The sequence below is a fragment of the Thermocaproicibacter melissae genome, from assembly GCF_024498295.1.
GTDB classification, from domain to species: Bacteria; Bacillota; Clostridia; order Oscillospirales; family Acutalibacteraceae; genus Thermocaproicibacter; species Thermocaproicibacter melissae.
Window position 1 is genome coordinate 671,065 of record NZ_CP101827.1, and the last position, 25,586, is coordinate 696,650.

Annotated in this window: 23 protein-coding genes; 5 read left to right on the forward strand and 18 right to left on the reverse strand. The window is 45.1% G+C overall.

Annotated features, from left to right (window positions below; all coding sequences use genetic code 11):
- Positions 1-192 precede the first annotated feature (192 nt).
- The 3 genes from lacZ to NOG13_RS03420 all read right to left on the reverse strand — a co-directional run bounded on the left by lacZ (position 193) and on the right by NOG13_RS03420 (position 8,093).
- On the reverse strand, positions 193-3,252 hold the full coding sequence (lacZ, locus tag NOG13_RS03410; protein ID WP_103090659.1) for a beta-galactosidase, LacZ type: 3,060 nt from the start codon (positions 3,250-3,252) through the stop codon (positions 193-195).
- Positions 3,253-3,395: 143 nt separating this feature from the next.
- Positions 3,396-6,389, reverse strand: a complete 2,994-nt coding sequence (locus NOG13_RS03415) for an ABC transporter ATP-binding protein/permease (RefSeq protein WP_283110878.1) — start codon at positions 6,387-6,389, stop codon at positions 3,396-3,398.
- A gap of 279 nt (positions 6,390-6,668) precedes the next feature.
- Positions 6,669-8,093 carry a family 43 glycosylhydrolase gene (locus tag NOG13_RS03420; protein ID WP_428849325.1) on the reverse strand — a complete coding sequence of 475 codons (1,425 nt, stop codon included), beginning with the start codon at positions 8,091-8,093 and terminating at the stop codon, positions 6,669-6,671.
- A gap of 101 nt (positions 8,094-8,194) precedes the next feature.
- Between NOG13_RS03420 and NOG13_RS03425 the strand changes: the two genes are divergently transcribed.
- Positions 8,195-8,959, forward strand: coding sequence for a helix-turn-helix transcriptional regulator (locus NOG13_RS03425; RefSeq protein WP_283110879.1), 765 nt, complete (start codon positions 8,195-8,197; stop codon positions 8,957-8,959).
- Between the two features lie 166 nt (positions 8,960-9,125).
- Here NOG13_RS03425 and NOG13_RS03430 read toward each other — a convergent pair whose 3' ends face one another.
- From NOG13_RS03430 to NOG13_RS03480, 11 genes are all read right to left on the reverse strand, one after another.
- A complete protein-coding gene (locus NOG13_RS03430) occupies positions 9,126-9,749 on the reverse strand; it encodes a V-type ATP synthase subunit D (protein WP_283110880.1) in 624 nt (207 codons plus the stop codon).
- A complete protein-coding gene (locus NOG13_RS03435) occupies positions 9,742-11,202 on the reverse strand; it encodes a V-type ATP synthase subunit B (RefSeq protein ID WP_283110881.1) in 1,461 nt (486 codons plus the stop codon). The genes NOG13_RS03430 and NOG13_RS03435 overlap by 8 nt, the downstream gene beginning before the upstream one ends.
- A gap of 49 nt (positions 11,203-11,251) precedes the next feature.
- Entirely contained in the window at positions 11,252-13,012 is a 1,761-nt protein-coding gene (locus NOG13_RS03440) for a V-type ATP synthase subunit A (RefSeq protein WP_283110882.1), read from the reverse strand.
- Positions 13,013-13,035: 23 nt separating this feature from the next.
- A complete protein-coding gene (locus NOG13_RS03445; protein ID WP_283110883.1) occupies positions 13,036-13,632 on the reverse strand; it encodes a V-type ATP synthase subunit E in 597 nt (198 codons plus the stop codon).
- Between the two features lie 33 nt (positions 13,633-13,665).
- Positions 13,666-13,974 (reverse strand): V-type ATP synthase subunit F, encoded by a 309-nt coding sequence (locus tag NOG13_RS03450; protein ID WP_283110884.1) that lies wholly within the window; start codon positions 13,972-13,974, stop codon positions 13,666-13,668.
- A gap of 28 nt (positions 13,975-14,002) precedes the next feature.
- A complete protein-coding gene (locus NOG13_RS03455) occupies positions 14,003-14,452 on the reverse strand; it encodes an ATP synthase subunit C (RefSeq protein WP_283110885.1) in 450 nt (149 codons plus the stop codon).
- A 57-nt stretch (positions 14,453-14,509) separates the two neighbouring features.
- A complete protein-coding gene (locus tag NOG13_RS03460) occupies positions 14,510-16,459 on the reverse strand; it encodes a V-type ATP synthase subunit I (protein ID WP_283110886.1) in 1,950 nt (649 codons plus the stop codon).
- Positions 16,456-17,541, reverse strand: coding sequence for a V0D/AC39 family V-type ATPase subunit (locus NOG13_RS03465; protein ID WP_283110887.1), 1,086 nt, complete (start codon positions 17,539-17,541; stop codon positions 16,456-16,458). Before NOG13_RS03465 ends, NOG13_RS03460 begins: the two co-directional genes overlap by 4 nt.
- Positions 17,541-17,858, reverse strand: a complete 318-nt coding sequence (locus NOG13_RS03470) for a hypothetical protein (RefSeq protein ID WP_283110888.1) — start codon at positions 17,856-17,858, stop codon at positions 17,541-17,543. The genes NOG13_RS03465 and NOG13_RS03470 overlap by 1 nt, the downstream gene beginning before the upstream one ends.
- 149 nt (positions 17,859-18,007) lie before the next feature.
- Positions 18,008-19,366: a PFL family protein gene (locus tag NOG13_RS03475; protein ID WP_283110889.1), complete on the reverse strand. Its 1,359-nt coding sequence runs from the start codon at positions 19,364-19,366 to the stop codon at positions 18,008-18,010.
- A 24-nt stretch (positions 19,367-19,390) separates the two neighbouring features.
- On the reverse strand, positions 19,391-19,660 hold the full coding sequence (locus NOG13_RS03480) for an ACT domain-containing protein (RefSeq protein WP_283110890.1): 270 nt from the start codon (positions 19,658-19,660) through the stop codon (positions 19,391-19,393).
- A gap of 240 nt (positions 19,661-19,900) precedes the next feature.
- Between NOG13_RS03480 and NOG13_RS03485 the strand changes: the two genes are divergently transcribed.
- Genes NOG13_RS03485 through ispE form a run of 4 tightly spaced genes read left to right on the forward strand, consistent with a single transcriptional unit; the run spans position 19,901 to position 23,258 of the window.
- Positions 19,901-20,713 carry a histidinol-phosphatase HisJ family protein gene (locus NOG13_RS03485; protein WP_283110891.1) on the forward strand — a complete coding sequence of 271 codons (813 nt, stop codon included), beginning with the start codon at positions 19,901-19,903 and terminating at the stop codon, positions 20,711-20,713.
- A 22-nt stretch (positions 20,714-20,735) separates the two neighbouring features.
- Positions 20,736-21,221 carry an Lrp/AsnC family transcriptional regulator gene (locus tag NOG13_RS03490; RefSeq protein ID WP_283110892.1) on the forward strand — a complete coding sequence of 162 codons (486 nt, stop codon included), beginning with the start codon at positions 20,736-20,738 and terminating at the stop codon, positions 21,219-21,221.
- Positions 21,217-22,392, forward strand: coding sequence for an aminotransferase class I/II-fold pyridoxal phosphate-dependent enzyme (locus tag NOG13_RS03495; protein ID WP_283111143.1), 1,176 nt, complete (start codon positions 21,217-21,219; stop codon positions 22,390-22,392). The genes NOG13_RS03490 and NOG13_RS03495 overlap by 5 nt, the downstream gene beginning before the upstream one ends.
- Entirely contained in the window at positions 22,392-23,258 is an 867-nt protein-coding gene (ispE, locus tag NOG13_RS03500; protein ID WP_283110893.1) for a 4-(cytidine 5'-diphospho)-2-C-methyl-D-erythritol kinase, read from the forward strand. The genes NOG13_RS03495 and ispE overlap by 1 nt, the downstream gene beginning before the upstream one ends.
- A gap of 58 nt (positions 23,259-23,316) precedes the next feature.
- On the opposite strand, the gene upp is transcribed toward ispE, so the two are convergent.
- Genes upp through tsaE form a run of 4 tightly spaced genes read right to left on the reverse strand, consistent with a single transcriptional unit; the run spans position 23,317 to position 25,565 of the window.
- Positions 23,317-23,949 carry a uracil phosphoribosyltransferase gene (upp, locus tag NOG13_RS03505; RefSeq protein ID WP_283110894.1) on the reverse strand — a complete coding sequence of 211 codons (633 nt, stop codon included), beginning with the start codon at positions 23,947-23,949 and terminating at the stop codon, positions 23,317-23,319.
- 43 nt (positions 23,950-23,992) lie between these two features.
- Entirely contained in the window at positions 23,993-24,436 is a 444-nt protein-coding gene (gene rpiB, locus NOG13_RS03510; protein WP_283110895.1) for a ribose 5-phosphate isomerase B, read from the reverse strand.
- Entirely contained in the window at positions 24,433-25,143 is a 711-nt protein-coding gene (tsaB, locus tag NOG13_RS03515; protein ID WP_283110896.1) for a tRNA (adenosine(37)-N6)-threonylcarbamoyltransferase complex dimerization subunit type 1 TsaB, read from the reverse strand. The genes rpiB and tsaB overlap by 4 nt, the downstream gene beginning before the upstream one ends.
- Positions 25,140-25,565 carry a tRNA (adenosine(37)-N6)-threonylcarbamoyltransferase complex ATPase subunit type 1 TsaE gene (gene tsaE / locus NOG13_RS03520; protein ID WP_283110897.1) on the reverse strand — a complete coding sequence of 142 codons (426 nt, stop codon included), beginning with the start codon at positions 25,563-25,565 and terminating at the stop codon, positions 25,140-25,142. Before tsaE ends, tsaB begins: the two co-directional genes overlap by 4 nt.
- Positions 25,566-25,586 lie beyond the last annotated feature (21 nt).

The window sequence follows — 25,586 nt, forward strand, 5'->3', positions numbered from 1 at the left end:
TTTTTTTCTTATCAGCTCCTGATAGATTTTTTTCGTCATATCTAATTATAAATAACCAATAGTGGGAGCTGTGTTCTTAACAGTAAATTAGCTTATTAGCACGAAGCTATAACAGCCTGTATACAGTGACCGGACCGTATACAGGCTGTTATCGAGTAATATTTGAATGCTAATTTTCACACAGCAGATTAATCATCCCTGTATTTGAGTATTTACCTCATCAATTAAGCAGACATCATCTTTAAATACAGGCTTGATCCTTACTTTGAAGTTAATCTCCTTCTGCGATAGCCTGTACTGCGGTAAAAGTTCAGGACCGCAGCTGTTGGAACCTACTCCGCTGTTCATATAATCTATATGGATGATGGTTTCGTTCCGCCTCTTCAGTTCATGAGGATGCATGGCATTTGTGAGATCTTCCGGTGTGTAGTGGGACGCATTGAAGGAGAAATCGTCCATACCTATGAAGAGAAGTCCCATACCCAGCTTATTGGTAACTACAGCCCATTCGGTAGCGTAATGGCTTCCGTTTTCCTGCGGCATCAGGTAATTTTCATGCATACCATCCACCGTAGATTCAAACCTGCTCTTCCATGTGCTCCTATGCTTGTCGATATAGCTTTCGTGAGGCCCATACCCGAAATATTCCACCAGCTCATTACCTTTGGGCATTACAATTTGCAAGCCGAATCTGGGTAGGTACGGAATGCCTTCCCTTACCTCCATTTGTGTATCCAGCAGGATGTCACCGCTTCCATATACAGTCCAGTAAGCTTTTCCACGGAGGACAGGCTTCTTGATATAACCTGCAAGAGAGAACTCCGAACATATGGTTATATGCTTGTCATCCTGGCTTGTGATCTGAATGCCGTATATCTTGCTGCCAAGCCTGTCATAGCCTTCTTCCCTCCACTTGTGCACGATGTTTCTGTCATTGTCGGTAGGAGCTCTCCAGACGTTGAATTTCGGGGTACTGTTGATCAAAGGCACACCGTTGTATTCCATACGGGTGAAGGAGCCTAGAACCTGGTCGAAGACATAATGAAAATCCGATCCTGAGATAATGATCTCTTTTTCAGTTTTTTCCACATTGATATCGGGCATAGCCGACTTGCTGATTACAGCTTTCTCCACCCTGCCTGTGGGAAGCTCAAACTGCTGGAAGGCTACTTCATAACCTTTTTCGGCCCATTCCGTGTCCACATTCTGGGTGTAGTAAACGGTAAGGAAGTAACGCCCGTCTGCTTTAGCCGGATACTCATAGGGAAGGGTTATGGTCATGGATTCCTGAGGAGCTATGTCCAGGTCTTCCACCTCACCCCGGTCTATTATCTCTCCATCTTTTTCCACTTTCCAGTTCAGCACGAGCTGCGAAAGATTTGTAAAATAGTAAAGGTTGGTGACTTTGATTTCACCCTTGCATAAATCTATTGCTTCCGTCCGGACCGGCGCAATGACATTCTTCAGCTCCAGCAGGCCGGTATGGGGTGTCCTGTCCGGATAAACCAGGCCATCCATACAGAAATTGCCGTCATTAGGCTTGTCGCCGAAATCGCCACCGTAAGCATAGTATTCGATTCCGTCCGGTGTTTTGGTTTTTACCGCATGATCGGTCCATTCCCAGACAAAACCACCGGCGTATCTGGGATTGCTGTACATAAGATCCCAATAATCTTTTAAATCCCCAGGGCCGTTCCCCATGGCATGGCAGTACTCGCAAAGAATATAGGGACGTTTTTCGCTTTCCCTGTTTTCCACCAGATCTTTCATTTCGGAAATGGGAGGATACATCCTGCTGTATACATCTATGCAGGAGTTATCCAGATCGTTTTTGCCCCATTCGTTGGTGGCTCCTTCATAGTGGATTAAGCGGGATTTGTCCCTGCTTTTTGCCCATTGGGCCATCTTTATATGGTTTTCTCCAAAGCCGGATTCATTGCCCAGGGACCAGAAGCAAACGCAAGGGTGGTTTTTATCCCTTTCCACCATCCTTTGCATTCTGTCCAGATAGGCTTTTTCAAAGCGGGGATCTCGAGAAATCATATCGATATTTCCTGCAGAACCGGCACCGTGAGTCTCCAAATCCGCCTCATCGATCACATAAAAGCCCAGCTCGTCACAAAGCTCCAAAAACCTGGGATCATTAGGATAATGGGACGTTCTGATGGCATTTATGTTATGGCGCTTCATGATGAGAAGGTCATTTTTCATATGGTATAGTGGGGTGGTATGACCCAGCTCAGGATGGGAATCATGACGGTTGACACCCTTAAATTTGATAGCTTTGCCGTTCAGCAGTATTGCCGAATCTTTCACTTTGATTTCTCTAAAACCTACCTTTTGGAGTATTACTTCATCCTCGAGATATAAGTAGAGCTCATATAAATTAGGTGCCTCTGCCGACCAGAGGTCAGGATTTTGAACCTTGATTTCTACAGATGTGGAACTGGCAAAGGGTGTTGCCTTATCATACAGGACATCGCCGTGGATGTCTTTCAGGACAACCCTGATATCGGAACTCGCACTTCCGGCCAATTCCAGCTCACATTTAAGGGTGCCTTCAGTATAAGTGCTGTTAAGTTCAGTTTTTACAAATATATCGGAAATATGAGCTTTATTCCGGGCTAAAAGGTATACCTCCCTAAAAATACCGGAAAGCCTCCACATGTCCTGATCCTCCAGGTAGCTTCCATCGCACCATTTAAGCACCATTACGGCCAGGCGGTTGTTTCCCGGCTTGACATACTCAGATATGTTAAATTCGGAAGTCATATGGCTTACCTGGCTGTATCCGACAAACCTGCCGTTTACCCATACATAGAAGCAGGAATCCACACCTTCAAAAACCAGATACAAATCCTTATTATCTGCTTCTTTGATAATGAAATCACGAATATACAGACCTGCCGGATTGCTGTCCGGAACATAAGGTGGGTCGCAAGGGTAAGGGTAGTTTACATTGGTATAGTGTGGCTTGTCATAACCATGCATTTGCCAGTTGGAGGGGACTATCAGATCATCCCAGCCGGAGGCATCAAAATTTTCCGCATAAAATCCATCCTCAACCATATGTACGGAATCATGATACTTGAATTTCCAGCTTCCATTCAGACTTTTGAAGTATTTGGAATTTCCGCGGATGCCTTTTTTTGCTTTTGCTTCGTTTTCATAGGGTATGAAGTAGGCATGGGGTTTTTCGCAATTTACATGAAGTATATCGGGATTTTCCCAATACTTATCTACACAGAGCATGTATAGACCTCCTTATACAGTTTTAATATTCGATTTGATTGACAATATACTTATAGGCAATAAGTAGCTAATTAAATTATAATTTACCAAATAGAGTTATTCAATATAAATATATTAGCAAGCTAGGAATCCGCATGGATGGATTATTCTGACCTTAAGGCAACAACCGGATCTTTCTTGGCCGCGCTGCGTGATGGAATGATACCGGCAAACAAGGTTAGAAGCATACTGATAATTATCAGAGCGATAGCTGTCGGTACCGGCAAAGTTGCGTTGAGATTTTCAAGACCCGTTAGGTTATGCAGGAGCGAATTGATTGGGATACAGAGCAGATAGGTAATCACAACTCCAAGAAGGCCGGAAGTAAATCCGATTATTACGGTTTCTGCGTTAAACAAACTGGATACGTTTCTCTTTGAAGCGCCGATAGCACGCAGGATACCAATTTCCTTTGTACGCTCCTGAACGGATATCAGCGTGATAACACCAATCATTATTGATGAAACAATCAGAGATACCGAAACAAAAGCAATCAAAACATAGGTGATGGCATTGATAATCGTTGTTACCGACGACATCAAAAGCCCTACATAATCAGTATATGTGATTTCCTTAATATCATCAACGGTTTTATTGTATTCCGCAATAGCGTCCTCAATAATATCTTTGTTCGCAAAGGAAGAAGCATACAGGTTAATGGATGCAGGACTGTTAAGGTCAACGCAACCAAGCTTTATAAGATTGTCTTCATAGGTGGAATCTGAAAATTGCAGTACCTCATCATAATATTTGGCGCACATTTCGTCCGTATATTTCGCTAGTTCCCTATCAAGAGCAGCAGCAAGCTGTTCATTCGTCATAGAACTCATCTTCTTTTTCACCTGTGAGGCATACTGCGTGCGGTATTGCTCTTTTAAAGCCTGAGTGAGCGACTTTTTCAGGTCATCATCACTCATGGAAGAGATATATTCACCAACCATTTTCTCATCGACGCCCATCTGCTTTGCCATTGCTGGTGCAATTGCAGCTTCCATATCGGCACGGGTCATTTTTGAAAGGGTACCGGAAACAAACTGCTCCATGGCATCATCGGAAGGAATGCTTTTGATTTTGATATAAGCAGAGGCCTTGCCGGAGGTATCAAGAGAGGAAATATATTCTTTGAAATCCGTTGCTTTTTTCTCTGTTGACACGGTTCCTTCGGTATCCTTGAATGGTAGACCAGTGAAAATATCCGTATTCGAATTCTTCTTTTGAGCTTTTACAACGTCGGATTCGTTTGCATGCTGAATGATATATTCCATGAGTTTGCTTGTGTATCCAATATAGCTTTTGTTTTGGGATGCAATGGATTTTTTATTGGGCTTTACAATTCCCACAACATGAAGTTTCAGCGCGTTGTCATATAGATATTTCAGCCCAGCTTCCGATTTACGAAGGTCGGTATAGGTTCCGGTTTTTTCATCGTAGGTGTAGGCGTCGGAGCTTAATATGGTGCGGAAATCCATATTGCAGATTTCTTCATAGGACCATTTTTGTTCCTTATAGTCCACGGTTGTTTTATTGACAGCCGCTTCCATGAGCTTCTTAATTTCTTCTTCCGATTTTAATCCTAAGGCATACAACGTCATATCGTCTATTTCGTTGTTGTTGTCGACGAATAAAACGATTTCATCATATCTTGTAGGCCAGCTTCCGTAAATCAAGTCGTACTGTTTTTGGGTTGTCTCACTGACAAGTTTTCCGTTTTTGCCTGGAATCAATTCTTTCCACAAATCCGACGATGATGACATTATGGAAGGAGTACTGCCAAAAACGGTTTTGTTGCGCAGTTCTAGCATAGAGGACATGTCCACACCGACATATTTTTTCATAAGCTCCAGCGTCAAAGATTCCGTATCCGAACGTATAATCGTACCGTCTACGTTTTTGGTGTAGATTGGAAGTTCGACGTCATAGGTGTACTGTACGCCGGCTAGTGCAGTATTGAGCTTGCTGCCTTTCTTTGCCTGTTCTTTTTCGATATATTTCTTGAAAGATTTCAGGTCATTTTTTTGAGTCTCGAGGGAGTTCATTGCATTTACCATTTCATAGAGCATTGCTTTTTGGTAAACAGCGTCATTTTTATGCTTGGAAATAGACTGCGCTTTTCCCATAAAAGTTTTGAGCAGGGAAGATACATCGACGTTTTGTGCTTCAATTGTTAATGGATAGGAAGTAAGGGTTTCCTCCTGCACGGAGTCAATAAATGAGGTAGTGCCTTGAGAAACGGCATAGATTAATGCTATGCCGATAATGCCGATGGAACCGGCAAAGCTGGTTAAGGCTGTTCTGCCTTTTTTTGTGAATAGGTTCCTAAGGGACAATCCGAAGGAAGTCCCAAAGGACATAGAAGGTTTCTTCTTTTTGCGTTTTTCTTCTTTTCGTGGCTTATCGACTTCCAAACTTATCTCTTCATCCGTCACCGGCATACTGTCACTGATAATCTTGCCGTCAAGCATTTTAACGATTCGCGTGGAATATTTCTCTGCCAGGTCGGGATTGTGGGTTACCATGACAACTAAGCGGTCTTTGGCAATCTCTTTCAGGATATCCATAACCTGAATGCTGGTTTCAGTATCCAGTGCTCCGGTAGGTTCATCCGCTAAAATGATATCGGGATTGTTCACGATTGCGCGCGCAATGGCAACCCTTTGCATCTGTCCGCCGGATAGTTCCGTTGGCTTTTTCCGAAGATAATCTGCAAGGCCGACTTTTTCCAGCGCCTCTTTTGCCCGTTTGTGCCGCTCCTTTTTCGGAACACCGGATAACGTGAGAGCAAGTTCAACATTGGACAGTATTGTCTGGTGCGGGATTAAATTATAGCTTTGAAACACAAAACCGATTGAATGATTTCGGTAAGCGTCCCAATCCCTGTCCTTATACTCCTTGGTGGACCTTCCATTGATGATAAGGTCGCCGGAAGTATAGTGATCGAGACCTCCGATAATATTTAGAAGGGTTGTTTTACCGCAGCCGGAGGGACCGAGTATCGAGACAAATTCGCTGTCGCGAAATTTCAAGTCGATTCCTTTCAAAGCCTGAACATCTTGGCCTCCGCCTGGATAAGTTTTCGTTATCTTCCTTAGTTCTAGCAAATTCTTTCCTCCTGACTTACCACTTTTGTATCTGAAACCTGCCCCATACGGCAAGTGTTTGCATAACACTATTAGATTATAGTTAGCGATTGAGGCAATATCTATGAAGAAACTGTGAACAAACTGAAAATATACGGACAGTTTGAGAAAACAAGGTAAGGAAAGTACAAGCAAGAAATTTGCTTCTTGAGATAGCAAATGTAGCTACCGATAAATATTAAAAACCTGAGATTCACATGGAATCTCAGGTTTTCCCGTTGGCAACATAGGAGAAATAAATTATTCGAGGACAAAGGATCTGAAGGAGGAACTACCGGAGCCTTTAAAGGTGAAATAAAGCGCATGAACGCCGTCCGGGATTGCGATGTCAGCTGAGAATTTTGTCCAAACATCCGTAAAATCAACAGCGATTTCTCCTAAAACATCGCCGTCCCAAGATGTTCTGACTTCATAAACACCCTTTCCGTAGCCTCGGGTGTAAATGGAAACACGCTTTACTCCTTCAAATTTGAAATACTTAAAGCCGGCGATAGCACCGTTGTTCATGTTTGCGATGAAACCAATTTCCTTGTCGCCGTCTTTTCCGTCTTGCGTAATTTTCGGATATACGCCCTCAACCCACGGCGGAAGTCGGAATCCGTTTTTGCCCTCTTGCAGTCCGGGAACCAGATTGCAAGCGATATAGGTCGGATATTCACCGCGGCCAATCAAAGGTTTTATGCCGCAGCAGGATGTGATTTCAACCTGAGGAATTGTGCCGTCTTCCAGAATATTGATTTTCTCGATGCATCCCTGACGGCTGTAGCTTGTGGCGTTCGTATGACGGTGATAGAAAATATACCAGTTGCCATTTGCTTCTGTGATACCGCCATGGTTGTTGCCGGGATAATACATCTGTTTGTCCGCAGGCTTATAGGTGTCAATGTGCGCATCGCAATTGCTTACGATTACCCCTTTATACTTAAAGCCATGGGTGGGGTAGTCACTGACCGCATAGCAAAGCTCATGCATCACAATCGAGGAGTAAACAAAGTAATACTTGCCTTTTATTTTGCGGATTGACGAAGCCTCAAAGAATTCGTGTCCTGCATAGTCTCCGCCCTCTTTGTTGTAGGGCTTGCTTGGCAGAATGAAGACCGGGTCCTCAATGACGGTAAGCATATCGGAATCAAGAACGGTCGCCATGGGACCATGCCGGGAGGTGTCAAAGGGGCTGCAAAAACCGGTGTAGAGATAAGTTTTTCCGTTCTCGGTCAGCACGCCCGGATCAAACTGAGGCTCATCGCCCGCTCGTTCGCCAAGACGTGTACCGTCCTTGTAATGTACATAACCGTAGAACTGATACTTGCCGGCGGGGGTATCGCAGACAGCGACAGAGACAACAGAAACTTTATCTAAAACATAATAGAGATAGTATCTACCGTCGGGACCCCTCGTAACATCCGGGGCATAGAGGCACATATGGCCGTCTGCATTTAAGGGGTCTTGTGTTTTTTTGTAGATGACGCCTTCATAACGCCAGTTGCTTAAATCGTCAACGGGTGCAGACCAGCAGACATAGTCATTCTGGCAAAAAACATAGCCGTTGAATTGGTCATGAGAACCGTAAACATAGACACGTCCATTAAAAACATGTGGTTCTCCGTCAGGAACATATTCCCAAGAAGGCAGATAGGGGTTAACGCACTGATTGTCTGTCATCATTTTCGTTCATCCTTTCAAGTTAAAAGAAATGGCGATAAAGTTGCATTCCATATAAGATCTGATATACTTTAATTAATTTCGCTGCTTTTTGAGGTGCACCTATGAATCATATCAGGTATGTGGACCATAATGCACATCACCCGTCTTCCTTTGAGTTTGACCAGCCCAAAGGCCATGACTGTTATCTTTTGCTGCTAACTCATACTCCGGCAGTGTTTTGGGTGGAAGGCAAGCTGATTGAGTATCCCAAGCATTCTGTGATTTTGTATAGTCCGGGTTCAAAGATATATTACCACGCGGTTGGGGGAGGGTATGAAAACGACTGGCTGAGATTTGATTCCGACGAGCTTTATGTATCGTCTTTTCCAATCAAGAATGTCCCGTTTCCAATTCCGGACCCGGAGTATTGTCATAGCTTATTTTGTCTGCTTACATGGGAAAACTATTTTCCGGGTCAAGAAAGTACCCACATCATCAATCAATTGATTCGCATCTTATTTACGAAACTTTATGAAGCTACGTTGCAGTATCGGCAGAAGAAAAATCCCGCACATTATAATGACCTGATTGAACTTCGGAAAAGAATCTATAAAAATCCTGAGCTACCATGGAAGGTAAGTGAAATGGCGGCACAGCTGCACTTAAGCCCAGGGTATTTCCAGAAGATTTACCGCGAAACATTTGATGTTTCCTGCGCTGAAGATGTAATTGCATGCCGTATTCGCGTGGCTATGGATCTTCTGAAATATACCGATAAAACGGTTGCAGAAGTAGCCGAAGAGTGTGGGTACAATAATGTTGAGCACTTTTGCCGACAGTTCAAAAAGAACGTTGGTAAGACTCCTGGCGCATTTAGAAAGCAGTAAGAAATAGGAAAGGCTATTATATATAATATCTTTTAACATAAAACTGGCGGGGGAACAATGATGATTCCTAAGCAAAAATTGATTTATTGTAACATCTCGCATATTCACTTCTTTGATTAAATCCATAAAAGAAGCACACAGCTCATTTAGCGCTGTGTGCTTTTTGTTAAGCAGTTTTATTTGTTTTCTGTTTTTTAATTACTTTAAGCCGTGAAAACTCCTCGCGATCCTTCTCTTCCAAAGCATCCGTAATGAATTTTACAGTGCTCTGAAAACGCGGAATCATAATATTTTTCAGTGCGTTTGCACGTTTCTGAGTTTTCTTTACAGCATCAGCCAACCGGTAAACACTGTTTTCAACTTCGGCAAGTTCAGCAGTAAGTTGCTTTGCTTCTGTAAATTTTTCATACGCCTGATCCAACAATATGTTAGAAGAGTGGAGACCGAATGGTGCTGGAATCATCTCTTTTTTCTCAAGAGACACCATGGGAATCTCAACACCCATAACACTTCGGTAGGCGACATTTAAGCCATCCTCAATGGGTACAGTCTGTGCCATTTGGCTGCAGATTCCAAGAGTAATATTAGCACGCTGGAGAAGTGCATAGGCTTCTTCATACGTCTTGTCGATTTTACCTTGAATACTGGACGCGCGGTCAATTAAGGCCATCATTTCGCGAACGAGAATATTTCTCTTGCGGTCTAGTAACTCAAAACCAGTTAAGGAAAGCTCCAGGGATTTTTTCGTTGCCAGAAGATTGCCCTTGGTAGGGACGATCTGATTACTCACCTGCAGCCGCCTCTCTTCCGGATTTTGCCTCGTTTATATTCTTATGAGCTTCAGCGTTTTTCTGCTTTACGCGCAGTACAGCCGGTTCATAGTACTTCTCAAGGAATTCGGGGCTAACACGGTCAAGCGCTTGCTTAGGCAATAGGGTCAAAAGCTCCCAGCCAAGGTCAAGGCTTTGCTCGATCGTACGGTTCTCAGTGGGGGACTGTTCCACAAATTTTTCTTCAAACTGCTTGCCGAATTCAATATACTGCTTATCTTCCGGCGAGAGTTCTTCTTCACCGATAACAGAAGCAAGAGAACGAGCGTCCATAACTTTTGCGTATGCAGCAAAGAGCTGGTTGGCCAGTACGGAGTGATCCTCACGGGTAAATCCTTTACCGATACCGTCTTTCATCAAACGGGAAAGGGAAGGCAGAACCGATACAGGCGGATATACACCAGAGGCATCCAGCGAACGGTCCAGCACAATCTGTCCTTCTGTGATGTAACCGGTAAGGTCAGGCACAGGGTGTGTAACGTCGTCGTTCGGCATGGTGAGAATCGGCAATTGTGTAACAGAACCGGGTTTGCCGCGAATCATTCCAGCACGTTCATACAGAGAGGCAAGGTCTGAATACAGGTAACCGGGGAAACCTTTTCTTCCCGGAATTTCGCCTTTAGAGGAACTGAACTCACGAAGAGCCTCTGCATAGGATGTCATGTCTGTCATAATTACGAGGATGTGCATGCCAAGTTCAAATGCGAGATACTCGGCAACGGTAAGGGCACATCTCGGAGTCAAAATTCTTTCGATAATCGGGTCGTCTGCAAGGTTCAAAAACATAACGACTTTTTGAAGAATTCCAGATTCTTCAAAAGAACGGCGGAAATAATCTGCAACGTCGTTTTTAACGCCCATTGCGGCAAACACAATTGCAAAGTTGCCGTTTTCTTCGTCACTGATTTTTGCCTGCCTTGCAATCTGAACAGCGAGCTCGTTGTGCTTCATACCCGAACCGGAAAAAATCGGCAGCTTCTGGCCGCGAATTAGGGTCATAAGCGTGTCAATGGTTGAAATGCCGGTGTTGATGTAGTTTTTCGGGTATAAACGGGAAACAGGGTTGATTGGGGTTCCGTTGACATTTGCCTTTTTCACAGGGAAAATGTCTCCGAGACCATCAATCGGACGGCCGGAACCATCAAAGACTCGTCCCAATATTTCCGGGGAAAGCGGCATTTCCATAGGATGGCCCATTAATCTTGTCCGGGTGTTGGTCAGCGAGATCCCGCGTGTTCCTTCAAAAACCTGAACAACTATGCGCTTGCCGTCAATTTGAACGATTCTGCCCTGGCGCATGGTGCCGTCATCGAGGCGGATATCGACAATTTCCTCATATGAGGCATTCTCTATATCGTCGAGGACAATCAACGGGCCATTGATTTCTTTCACTCCAATGTAATCAAGAATCATGTGCTACCGCCTTCCAAAAGATGAATTTCGTTAACTGCTTTTGCACTGATTATGCAGAAACAATACCGGCAAAAGTCTTATCAATATCACTCAAATATTCGTCGAACATTTCAAGTTTGTCACTTGGAATTTCGTTTTTCATACGAATCAGCTTGTCAAACAAACCGGTTTGAGTGATGCTTGAAATAGGAATGCCGGCGGACAAGAGTTCTTTTGACTTTTTGTAGAGATGAAGAATAACCTTCATCATCAGCTTTTGCTTTTCCAGTGGAACATAAGAATCAATCGGACTCAGTGCATCTTGCTGCAAAAATCCGATACGTATCACAGCCGCAATCTGAATCGTCAGTTTCTGGTCGTCCGGCAAAACATCCGAACCAATCAGCTTGACAATTTCCATCAGCTTGTTTTCCTGTTGGAGAATTACGCTAATCTGCTTTCGGTACTGGATGAACTCTTTTCCCTCGTTCTTAAGGAACCAAGGATCAAGGTCTGTGAAATACTCGCTGTAACTCTGCATCCAGTTGATTGCAGGGTAGTGGCGAGCATATGCAAGACTTTTATCCAGAGCCCAGAAGCAGCGGGTAAAACGCTTGGTGTTTTGTGTTACCGGTTCGGAGAAGTCGGAACCCTGAGGAGAGACAGCGCCGATAATGGTAACAGAACCGACGGTCCCATTCAGGTTTTCCGTCATTCCGGCTCTTTCGTAGAATTCAGCAAGACGGCTCGGCAGGTAGGCCGGGAAACCTTCTTCCGCAGGCATCTCTTCCAAACGGCCGGAAATCTCGCGAAGCGCTTCTGCCCAACGGGATGTTGAGTCTGCCATAATGGCGACATGGTAACCCATGTCCCTGTAATACTCGGCAAGTGTAATTCCGGTATAAATGGATGCTTCACGAGCAGCAACAGGCATGTTACTGGTATTTGCAATTAAGATTGTTCGCTCGGTAAGAGGCCTGCCGGATTTCGGGTCAACCAATTCGGAGAACTCATCCAGAACCTGGCTCATCTCGTTTCCGCGTTCACCGCAGCCAACGTAAATGATGATGTCAGCATCGCACCATTTTGCAAGCTGGTGCTGCAGAACGGTTTTACCGGTTCCGAATCCGCCAGGAATTGCGGCAGTACCGCCCTTTGAAATCGGGAAGAGGGTATCAATAACACGCAGACCGGTAATCAGCGGAACGGTAGGCTGCAAGCGCTGGGAAACAGGCCTTGGAGTACGAATCGGCCACTTCTGGCAAAGAGAAAGTGCGTGCACCTTGCCAGAGGTATCCGTTAACTCGACAATGGTATCATTTACATGGTATTTTCCGTCCGGAACTACTTTTGTAACCGTACCGGATAGGGAAGGGGGAACCATACATTTATGCAGAACAACCGGTGTTTCGGGGCACTGTGCATAAAGATCCCCACCCTTTAGTTGGTCGCCAACCTTAACCATGACGGTGACGTCCCACTCACGCGTTTCGTCCAAAGGCGGAACACTGCTTCCGCGTGAAATAAAGGGTCCTGTCTGATTCGCAATTTCTTTCAGCGGCCGCTCAATACCATCAAAAATATTGTCGAGAAGTCCAGGGCCAAGGGTTACGTTCATCGGGCTTCCAGTTCCGTAAACGGGTTCTCCGGGGCGAAGGCCAGTTGTTTCTTCGTAAACCTGAATGGTTGTTACTTTATCCGAAACACCGATGACTTCGCCGACAAGACGTTCGTTGCCCACAAATACCATTTCCATCATGGAAAAACTGCGGGAATTACGAACAGTCACGACAGGCCCGTTAATTCCATAAATTAAATCTTGAGTTTCCATTACTTCATCTCCAGAAATCCGTTTTAGAGGATAGCCATGCCGGAGTTTGCTTCAAACCAATCGTACTGATTCGTCATAAGGGTATCGAGCGTTTCATCTGCAAAAATTCCCATTTCCGGGTGAGAAGCTTTCAATCCGCCGATTTCAATCGAGTTATCCTCCATGAAAGTGCAGTCAAAGCCAAAAGCGTCTCGAATTAAGGATTCGTATTTGGCATCTGCTGCTCTCAAACGGATCACAACCCCGGGACGCCCAAATGTTTTGGCAAAATTAGCGGCTGTCTTTTGAAGGAAAGCAGGATATGCTTCTTTCTCCGTAAACGCTTTGAGATTCTGCTTCACTTTTTCAAAGACTTCGGCAGTAATCTCATTACGTCTTTGAAGAACTTTCCGGCGGGATTCTATCTCACGAATTGCGTTTTCATGCGCAATTTTCGCTCGCATCTGTGCAAGCTCACTCTGGATGAGCTGATAGCATTCCTCCAGAACTTTCATTTCAGCTTTTTGCAGCTCTTTTTCTTTATATTCCTGAATATCCTGTTCAATTTTTCTGCGCTGTTCTTCCGCGTAATGATTTATTGCAGCGGAAAATTTATCCGTTTTGCCATCAATATCAGCCATTTGAGCACCCCTGTTTCTCTCTGAGCAGAGAAGTTAAATCTTTACGCCAATTGCCTCACGCACATAACGGGTAATCGTATCCTTTGTGCATCCGTTGCCATGGCGGTCGGGAATCTCTACAATCAACGGACGGCGCATATTCAGCTTGATATCATACACCATAGTCGGGCACAGCGAAAGAAGAGTTTCCGTAATCAGAACGACAGCAATGTCTTCCTGATTTACAGCATAATCCAATGCCTTCTGAACCTCTTGAGCCGTATGAACTACCACGCCTTCAATTCCTGCAAGGCGCATCCCAACTTGCGTGTCAACATTGTCGCTGATTAAATAAAAGCGCATAGCCGATTCCCCGTTTCCGTGTGTTTGGTTAAATCTTTTGCAGCATCAAGATGCCGAGCAGAAGACCGAAAATTGCAATACCTTCGCCAAGAGCAACGAAGACCAGAGCTTTACCGAAGACCTGCGGATTTTCACCGGTTGCACCGATTGCTGCAGGAGCGGAAGTAGCAATAGCGATTGCACCGCCGATGGAAGCAACAGCGTCAGCAAGAGCAACAGCAAACATAGACATACCCTTAGAGTTATCCGTTGCCTGCTGAGAAGTGGAAGTGCTATTCTGAGGAGCAGCTGTTGTTGTTTCAGCAGATGCGGACATCGGGATTGCCATCGAAATCACGCAGACTGCCGCAAAAGAGATGATCTGAGTTAAAACAGCTTTCTTCCTGCTCGTACCTTTCTTCACGGCACGAATGGCAAGAGCGACGGATGCGACTAGAAAAGCTACAGGGATTCCTACGCAAAGCAGAATAGTGTTCATTTTTGTTCCTCCAAAAATCAATAATTTTTTAATATAGCAATTTAAAATTGCGCTAAGTTAAGATGCCTGACCCACTACAACAGGCTTGTAGGGTCGTCCGGAACCATCATAGAAGCGGCTGAACATTTCATAGAATTCCAGCCTAAGTGCCTGAATGCCGGAAAGCAGTCCTTCCAAAGCAATTACAAAGATGTTGCCAAAGGCAATAATAAAGATGGAAAAGATGCCAGTGTTTTCGGCAAGCGTGAAAATAACCATCATCATTCCTGCATGAACAAGAATGTAAGCGCCGATTCGGCAGAAACTGATGGTGTTGGTAACATAGCTGAGAACGAATTCAAAAACTTCAAAGAAACTTTGCATAATTAACTCGACCCAGCTATCCGGTTTCCAGTCTTTCTTGCCTTCCATAAGTCCGCCAAGTACCTCTCGGAACAGCATCAGTACCAACGGAAGTACAATGCAGCAGACGATGAAAGCGGGGGAGATGATATGCCATTTGTTTAGAATTTCTCCGCCGAAACCGAAGATTACGGAGGCGTAGAAAACAAATCCGGCAACACCGTTCGGGCCAAACAAACCATTGGTATACTGATGACGTTTCAAACATGCGATGATATTCGTCAGAATGGCTATGAGAACCATAAACATTCCAAGACCAATCGAAAAAGTTACAACATCGCTTGTTTGTTCCATCACGGAAATCGGTTTTGTCTTTAATCCGAAAACAGTTTGATAGAATGGGTTCAATGCATCTTCAAAGCCAAAAACTGAACCAAACGCTGTTCCCACAATCGCAGAAGCGATTCCGCAAGGAATCATCACTGCACCGAGTTCGGAATGTCTCTTTTTCCAAAGATACAGCCCGACGAGTGCAACACACAGCCCCTGACCAAGGTCAGCAAACATAAAGCCAAAGAACACCGTGTATGTGAGAGCGATCACGATGGTAGGATCCATTTCATTGTAAGAGGGGAAACCATACACGTGCACGAAAAATTCGAACGGCTTCCAAAGCTTTTTGTTCGACAACTGAACGGGAGGCGAATGTGGCAAGACCTCGGGGTCTTCTGCGTCATCGAACGCATATTTGACCGTTTCGAGCTGGTCTAAGACAGGTCGTACGATATCTTCTTTATCTGCTGGGATCCATCCGGTTAAGATAAAACTCTTGCCGTATCTTGCGGCATATCGGCGAATATCAAAATATGTTTGCTTTTCCACCAGCCAAGTGTATACGCCAAGCAGAGTTTTCTTTTCCTGGTTCCAATAATTTTTAATGGAAACATCTATATCGGAAAGAGATTTTTTTGCCTGCTTTATTTTTTGCGACAGCTCGTTGATACGCGATTTTAGTGTGCCGCTGTATTCGTCGAGCGGAACAGCTTCAAAAAGAAGACTTGAGAAGAAGCGGTCTGCTTCTTGAATCTCCCCAATCGGTGCACAGTAGACTCCCCAGCACAAAGAGTGCTCATTTTTGCTTGGGATAAAAATAGCCAACGGATGATCGGATTCCGTTAACTTTTGCAGATTTTCCTCGGGGAGGGAGCCGAAACGAAATTTTACATACCGACAGCTCCTCAATTCATCAAAATTAACGTCGAGAGCGTCAAAAGGCTGCAGTTTCGAGATTTCAGCTTTGTATTGATCAATCTCTGCTTTCAGCTTGTTCTTTTTTTCCAAATACTCATTGATTGTACCAGAGAAATTATTCGCATATGCTTCCCAATCTTCTACTGGCAAAACAGCATGTTCCGGAAAATGGAGCTTTGAGGTTTCCGAATCTTTCTCAATCAGCTTCAGAGCGTCCTGAATCTGTGAAAGAGATTTTGCATAGGGATTGGTGTCATTGACCGGAGAAAAACCGGGTGCATTGGAATAAAACGACAAAGCATTGTCAGGGTGGAAGACCCGCGTGCTTCCAAGAGCCTCCGTAACCTTGCTGAGTTCGTCCATCCTGCCAATTACATTTAAAACTTTAATTTTAATGACAGCCAGTGGAATCACGCCCTTTTCTGTGTTGTCTGGCCGACTTTATTGAAATTGAGCCCCTCAAGAATCAGAAGCTTCTTGATTTCTTCCGCTTCGAGTCCGTAGCGCTTGCCCTCTATGATTGTTACGATATTGCTGATTTCTGTCTGGCTCAGGAAGATGTAGGAAATCAAGACTACGGCCGGATAAATCGAAAAATCAATATAATGCCGGCAAAGTTCGTAATTCATGCGGTCGGGAATCTCATCAAGATATACATGCCGTACTCTTAGCGCTTTCCGTCCAAGCTCCATGTGTTCCAGCACACTTTGAATTTCTTCTTCGGTATTGCCTTGCAGCATTTTTTCAAGGGTTTCCTTTGAAAAAGTTCCGGTTGGAAGAAGTGCTTTTTTTGCGGTTTCAACATCTGTTCCGTACTGTATCTTCATACGGACAATTCGGACATAATTGCTCAGATCAAGTTTAGACTGGTAAATGCTTAAAAGCTGTTTCTTGGCGTTTCCGAAAAAATGCTTTGAAATTGTTCTCATAAGTCCCGAATAATGGTAACGATACAGAACATTTTCCAATTCGGTGTAGTCAATTTGAGCGTTTTCATCTTCCAAAAACGGGCCCATCAGCTCTTCATAAGGCGTGCCTTGGATTACATTTTTTAAGTCCTCAACATTTTTTGCACGTACTAAGGCATTTAGGTTAAGCTGTGAGCCGTGAAGAAGGTAAGGAGGAAAATAATGATCTTCTTTTACCGGATTCTTTGCATTCAGACGCATCACAGTATCCAAAAGAAGCTGAATCTCATCATGCTGGATAAAACTCCGAGAAAAAGTTTTATCCACTTGAGCTTCATATTTGCAAAGTGATGCATAGTCATCCATTAGTTTTTGTTTTAACCGAGACTCAAGTTCACCTCTGTGAACTTCGCTTTCTGCAATTCCGGCGCATGCTTTGCCATAAACGGTGTGGTTTTTCAGGTATCCTGCCACTTCACCAACAGAACGGCATTTCAAGAGTTCACTGTAATCTGCTTCTTTCAGCCTTCTGCCATACATAGTGCGCGCTTTTGCCAAAATAACGTTGGAAGACAGGGCAGCAAACATCAAGAAATACCCCCAATAATGCGCTTCGTTATCTCATCAACCCACCGGTCGCCGTTTGCAGCGTACAGATCATTGATTTTTTTGAGAAGGGCTTCGTTCTTACTGTTTTTTTCTTTCCATTCTTTTTCTGCGGCCGCACGTTCCAGAGGCTCATTTTTTTCAATGCGGCGACGGGCTTTTTCGAGATAACTGCGTCGAAGTTCTTCTTTCAGTTTCTCGACTTCTTTTTCGGAGTTCGCTTTTTTAAGCTGCGCAGAATCGGTTATCTCACGCGCTTTTTGATCCATTTCGACGATTTGCTTCAAAAGATTCTGCATATTGTTTGTCACCTCCGAATTATGGCGAATAATATTATATCTCGTACCAATCTGGAATTCAAGTTCAATTGATTATAATTACCAGTAAAACAAAAAACGGCATGGATGAATCTCAACATAATGCCAAAAAATGAGAAACAAATGAATGGTCAATTTTTGAGGCTTTGGAGAGGTGCCGGCAGACGACCGCCACGACGAATAAATTTCAGAGGGGAATACCGGTTAACGTCCATCACAGGCCCACCGCCGAGAAGTCCGCCGAAGTTCAGCTCCTCGCCGACTGATTTGCCAATTGCGGGAATCAGTCGTACTGCGGTGGTCTTAGAGTTTACCATGCCGATTGCCGCTTCGTCTGCGATGATTCCCGAAATAATCTCCGGTGTAATATCGCCGGGAACGATAATCATATCCAGACCGACCGAGCAAACAGCTGTCATTGCTTCCAATTTATTGATGGAAAGCGAGCCACGGCGTGCAGCGTCAATCATGCCTGCGTCTTCCGTGACGGGAATAAAAGCACCGGACAAACCGCCGACATGGGAAGAAGCCATGACACCGCCCTTTTTCACCGCGTCGTTCAGAAGTGCTAAGCAAGCGGTAGTTCCGTGGGCACCGCAGCTTTCAAGGCCCATTTCTTCCAAAATACGAGCGACAGAGTCGCCGACGGCAGGAGTCGGTGCAAGCGACAGGTCCACAATTCCAAACGGAACCGAGAGACGCTTGGAAGCTTCCTGCGCGACCAACTGGCCCATCCTCGTAACCTTAAATGCCGTTTTCTTTACAATATTGGCTACTTCCGTGATGTCGCAGTCGGGTGCTTTTGCCAAGGCAGCACGCACAACACCGGGGCCGGAAACGCCGACGTTGATTTCACAGTCAGGCTCGCCAGTGCCATGGAAGGCCCCTGCCATAAACGGATTATCCTCCGGAGCATTGCAGAAAACAACAAGTTTAGCAGCACCAATGCAGTTTTGGTCTTTCGTCGCTTTTGCAGTATCAAGAACAATGTGTCCCATTTTTTCTACGGCATCCATGTTGATGCCTGCTTTTGTCGTTCCGACATTAACGGAGGAGCAAACGAACTCCGTTCGGCTCAATGCTTCCGGGATACTTTGCAGGAGGGCGTAATCTCCCGGAGAAAAGCCTTTGTGCACCAGAGCGGAATAGCCGCCAATGAAATTGACACCGATTGCACGCGCCGCGCGGTCGAGCGTTAAGGCAAAACGTATTGGATCTTTTCCGGGGCAAGCAGCAGCTAGCATGGAAATCGGCGTAACCGAAACACGTTTATGAATAATCGGAATTCCGAAATCTTTGCTGATGGATTCTCCCGTTTCAACCAGCTTCCCGGCATAGCGGCAAATTTTGTCGTAAATCTTGTCGCAGGCTTTCTCTATGTCGGAATCAATGCAGTCCAGAAGGGAAATTCCCATCGTAATGGTTCGTACATCCAGATTTTCGTTGTCGATCATCTGGATTGTTTCCAAAATGTCATGTGAGTTTATCATAAAACGGCACTTCCTCAGATAGAATCAGATTCGATGCATAGAGTTAAAGATATCTTCGTGCATCACATGAACCTTAAGGTTCATTTCATTGCCAACGCTTGTCAGCTCGTCGGAAAGCTGGCTGAACGGAACCGTGCATTTGGAGATATCAACAAGCATAATCATTGCGAAAAGATCTTGTAAAACCGATTGGGTCACTTCTATCACATTAACCTGGTTCTTAGCACAGATTGCGGAGACACGTGCCAGAATTCCTACCATATCTTTTCCTATTACTGTGATTACGGCGCGCATGGGCTGAACCTCCAATATATCGGTATAATTTATGAATCTTTACTATTATGAGCACTAGGGATGCTTTTGTCAAGGAATTGACAAGGAGGTTGCATGAATGATGCTGAAAAAAGTTATCGGACCTAAATTCGTGAAAATGTAATTTTATCTCTATATTATTTTCTCGCATTATGTTAGTATATAAAAAAGTATAAGATTCGTCCATCAAGGTACTCGAAAATGAAAGACACGGAGGAAACAATGAAATACAGATATTTGTCAGACAGTCATGTACATACCAATTGCAGCAAAGACGGCTGTGATACTGCAATGATGATGTGCGAGAACGCCGTTAGGCTAGGGCTTTATGCGCTGACGATAACAGACCATTGTGAATGTAACGCTTTCCATGAAGAGGGGTACGATAAATCTTCGATTCAGTCGTATTTTGAAGCCAAAAAGGCCGCTGCCGTGTTTGGCGGAAGGCTTCATGTATATACCGGCATTGAACTAGGACAGGCGATGCAAAACTTAAGCGCAGCAAATGAGATTTTGGATTCCTGTAAATTTGACTTTGTGCTTGCATCGGTCCATAATATCAGAAAGAAGCAGGATTTCTACTGCTTGAACTACATATACGAAGATGTGGACGACCTGCTGGAAAGATATTTTGATGAGATTCTCGAAATCATCGAATGGGGAAGGTTTGACTCTCTTGCCCATTTGACTTATCCGTGGCGCTATATTGTTGGCGAGCATCATATTGCCATTCAGAAGGGGCGCTGGGATGGACGAATTGATGAGGTGCTGAAAGCACTGATTCGGACAGGCAAAGCCCTTGAAGTCAATACCTCCGGTTTTCGCCAGAGCCTGAATACGTCACTTCCGGATTTGCCGATTCTCGAAAGATATCGCGAACTGGGAGGAAAGCTCGTCACGCTTGGTTCCGACGCACACCGTTGGGCTGACGTCGGCGCGGGAATCGAGCAGGGAATGGATATCTTGTATAGAGCAGGTTTCCGCCACTACATGATTTATGATTCTCATGAACCAAAATCACTGCCAATCGGATAAATATTAAGGAGGATGTTGTGTTATGAATCAGTTACTTTCTTTGCTCAGCGAAAATGCACGTCTGACGGTTAGCCAGATTGCTTCTATGCTGAATATGTCTGAAAAAGAAGTTTCAGAGCAAATTGCCCGTTACGAGAAGGAAGGCATCATCCGCGGCTATAAAGCAATTATCAACTGGGAAAAGGTGGATAAAAACAAAGCAAGCGCTTTGATAGAACTGCGGGTTACCCCGAAGCGTGACCGCGGCTTTGATGAAATCGCAAACCGCATTATGCAATTTGATGAGGTCGAAAGCGTGTATCTGGTTTCTGGGGGTTACGACCTTGCTGTAAAGGTCCGCGGGAAAAGCATGCAGGACATTGCCATGTTCGTCATGAGAAGGCTCTCTACATTAGACTCCGTACTCTCCACGGCAACGCATTTCATCCTTACGAGATATAAAGACGATAATGTTATCCTGAATTCAGCCGATGAGCAGGATGAGCGAAGGAGTGTCTTCGGTGATTGACTATGAGCATTTCCTGAATTCTAGGGTGACGGCGTTAAAGCCGTCGGGTATCCGTAGATTCTTTGACATTGCAAGCGAATTTGACGATGTCATCTCTCTTTCAATCGGCGAACCCGATTTTATGACACCGTGGCATGTCCGCCAGGAGGCAATTGATTCCCTGGAAGAGGGTAAAACATGGTATTCTCCCAACCGCGGATTCATAGAACTTCGCTCCGCCATCAGTCGATTCATTAATCTGCATTATCATATTAATTATAACCCGGAAACGGAGCTGTTGGTAACCGTCGGCGGGAGCGAGGCAATTGACCTTGCACTTCGCTGCCTCGTAACACCCGGCGATGAGGTATTGATTCCGCAGCCGAGTTTTGTCTGTTACGAGCCGTTGACACAAATGGCCGGAGGTATTCCGGTGATTGTGGAAACAAAGCAGGAAGATAACTTCCGCCTGAAAGCAGATGCTCTGAGGCAGAAGATAACGCCGAAAACGAAAATCTTGATTCTGCCTTACCCCAACAACCCAACCGGAGCGGTTATGCATCGAAGCGACTTAGAAGCGGTGGCAGAGGTTGTCAAAGAACATAACCTGATGGTGATTTCCGATGAGATTTACAGTGAATTGACATACGGAGACTCCCGCCATGTGGCTTTTGCTTCCCTTGACGGAATGCGTGAGCGCACGGTAACAATCAACGGGTTTTCCAAAACATTTGCCATGACAGGCTGGAGGCTTGGCTATGCGGGAGCTCCGGAGCCGATTATCAAGCAAATGACAAAACTGCATCAATATGGCATTATGAGCGCTCCGACTACCGCACAATACGGGGCAATCGAGGCCTTGAAAAACGGCGAGAACGACATTATTGAAATGCGTGAGCAATATGATATGCGCCGCCGCCTGATTGTCAGCGGGCTGAATGACATGGGGCTTACCTGTTTTGAGCCGGAAGGCGCATTCTATGTTTTCCCGTGCATCAAGAGTACGGGACTCACGTCGGAAGAGTTTTGTCAGCAATTGATTCGTGAGGAGCGTGTGGCAGTTGTTCCGGGCAATGCCTTCGGCGACTGCGGGGAAGGATATGTGCGTGTATCTTATTCCTATTCCACAAAGCATATCATGGAAGCGCTGTCTCGCATGGAACATTTCGTGAAAAAGAGAGTGGGCAAATAATGGAATTACTTGCCCCTGCTAAAATCAACCTGTCTCTGGACATCATCGGACGAAGACCGGACGGATACCATACTCTTGATATGGTAATGCAAAGCGTTTCCCTTTTTGATATGGTTTCTCTCACGCGAAGCGAGTCGGGTGGTTTACAGATAATCTGTAATGAAAATGATGTTCCGTGTGGGGAAGAGAATACGGTTTTTCGTGCGGCAAAGGCATTTTTTCAAGCAACAGGAGTTCCGCAAAAGGACGGACTGCTGTTTTCAATTGAGAAAAAGATTCCGAGACAGGCTGGCCTTGGCGGAGGCAGCGCGGACGCCGCAGCCGCTTTGAAACTGTTAAATCGCTTATACCGTACAAACTTGACAGCAGAGCAGTTGAGAAAGATTGCAATTTCTGCCGGCGCCGATGTTCCGTTTTGCATTGAAGGCGGGACAGCTCATGTTACCGGTATCGGAGAAAACATAGAACAGCTTCCGCCGATGGTTGATTGCCATATTGTCATTTGCAGGCCTGATGTCGGAATCAGTACGAAAGCAGCATACAGTGCTTATGATAAAAAAGGAAACAGCGAAGAACGGCATACGCCTTCGGTCCTTGAGGCCCTAAAGACCAACGATCTTGAAAGACTTGGCAAAGCCCTCGGAAATGCATTTGAAGAAGCGGGTGTTCCGCCGGAGATAACAGACATTAAGCGGCAAATGCTGCGGTACGGTTGCGAAGGAACATGCATGTCCGGAAGCGGTTCCGCTGTTTTTGGTCTGTTCTGTGAATATGAAAAAGCTGAGACCTGTTGTAAATCTCTCCGAAAAAAATATTCCCTTGTTTATTCCTGTCACCCTGTACCTCAGCAAGAGATTATTTCATAAACAACAAAAGCGGCGTTCCTGATTCCAGAAATCGCCGCTTTCTTAGTTAATGTAGCAATTAGAGAGTACCGAAAATTCGGTCGCCAGCGTCTCCGAGGCCGGGGACAATGTAACCATGCTCGTTCAGGTGATCGTCAATTGCTGCGCAATAGAGTTGCACATCCGGATGAGCTTCCGTAAAAGCTTTAATCCCTTCGGGCGCCGCGATGATGCACATGAACTTAATGCTCTTCGGATGGCTGCGCTTAATGATGGTTACAGCATCTATGGATGAACCACCGGTAGCCAGCATCGGGTCGAGAACAATGACGTCGCGCTGATCAATATCATGAGGCAGTTTGCTGTAATACTCCACTGGTTTCAGGGTCTTAGGGTCACGGTAGAGACCAATATGGCCAACTTTTGCTGCTGGAACAAGCGAAAGAACACCGTCAACCATTCCGAGGCCGGCTCTCAAGATGGGAATAAAAGCGAGTTTACGTCCTGCAATGACTTTTGTGGTAGCTTTCGCAACAGGTGTCTCAATTGTTGTTTCTTCCAAAGGAAGGTCACGAGTAGCTTCATAGCAAAGCAGCATTGCGATTTCGCTGACAAGCTGACGAAACTCCTTGGAGCCTGTGTTCTTGTCACGAAGATAGGTTAATTTGTGCTGTATCAGCGGATGCCGCATAACTACGACTTGATTTTCCATGTTCTTTGCCTCCGTTAATTTTTATAATTCCCTGCATTAATTCTCATAATTCTCCGCGTTCAATGGCGGCAATTTCATCTACACGTCTCTGGTGACGGCCACCGTCGAAAGGAGCCTCTAAAAACAAGCGGGTAAATTCAACTGCTTGCTCTTCGTTGATAACCCGGCCGCCGAGGCAAAGAATATTGGAATCGTTGTGATGACGCGTAATTTCAGCGCAGTAAGCATTAGCGCAGACAGCGGCACGAATGCCTTTTACCTTGTTTGCCGCAATGCTCATGCCGATTCCGGTTCCGCAGCAAAGAATACCTTTTTCCGCTTTGCCGTCCGCAACAAAATGAGCAACCTTTGCGGCAATCGGAGCATAGTCAACCGATGTTTCATCGTTTGTGCCAAAATCTGTATATTTGATTTTGTTTTCGTCAAGATATTTCTTGATTGCTTCCTTTAGTTTATAACCGCCGTGGTCTGCTCCAAGTGCAATCATAGCAATGTATTCCTCCGTTTTCTATTTAAATTTCGTTCCGCTTGCGCGGGACGAAGGTATATGGGCATCAGTGCATCAGCAGAAACAGCCAGACCGTTCTGATAAGCAGAAATTGCTGCTTTTGCAACTCCACTGGCGTGCTGAAAAAGCAGTGGTTCCGGTGCGAGCCGAGCACCTTGTGCCTGAAAGCCATAGACATTATAGCACAAATTTGCGCCGTCACCAACAAGAATCAACGGTTTAGTATATTTTTCACATTCGTGAGCCAAATCTTCTGCGCAGATGGCCCGATCTTCTGTTAGACGTTCCAGCTTTCCGCCTGTAGAGCGGAAGATAGCGTTGTAAACTTGTTTGCACCTTGCGTCCATAACAGCGCAGATTGTTGCATCAAGGTGAGAAAGGTTGCAAGCCATTGCTTCGAGCGTTGAAACGCCGATGCATGGTTTATTTGTTGGAAAAGCAAGTCCCTTTACAGTGGAAATTCCAATTCGGATTCCGGTAAAGGAACCCGGCCCGGCTGAAACAGCAAATAAATCCACACGTTCCAGCGGAATTCTGCTGTTTTTCAGAAGGCCGTTTATCATCGGCATTAATGTCTGGCTATGTGTCAAACCTGTGTTGCAATAAAATTCGCCAAGAATTTTTCCATCCTCATAAAGTGCGGCGGAAGCCGCTACAGCCGATGAATCAACCGCAAGAATAATCATAAATCTACTCCTTCGCAGGAAATGATGCGTTCATTTTCGCTTTTCCCGCGCTTCAAATGTATCCGAATGGCATTTTCGGGAATCGCGTTTTCAATATTTTCGCTCCATTCAATAATGATGACTCCGCCGCTGTCAAGATAATCGAAAAAACCCGTAGAATAAAGATCATCCCAGGTTTCTACGCGGTACATGTCAAAATGATACACAGGCAAACGCCCATCATATTGATGGACAAGCGCAAAGGTAGGACTGGACACTCCCTCCGGAATGCCAAGGCCGGCAGCGATTCCACGTGTCAATGCTGTTTTGCCGACACCCATTTCGCCAAAGAGAGCAACCACTGAGCCGGGCCCTAGCAATTCGCCGAGTTTTTTGCCGAAAGCTTCGGTCTCAGCGGGTGATTTCGTTATTAATTCATACATATTCGCTCATTCACCTAAGGC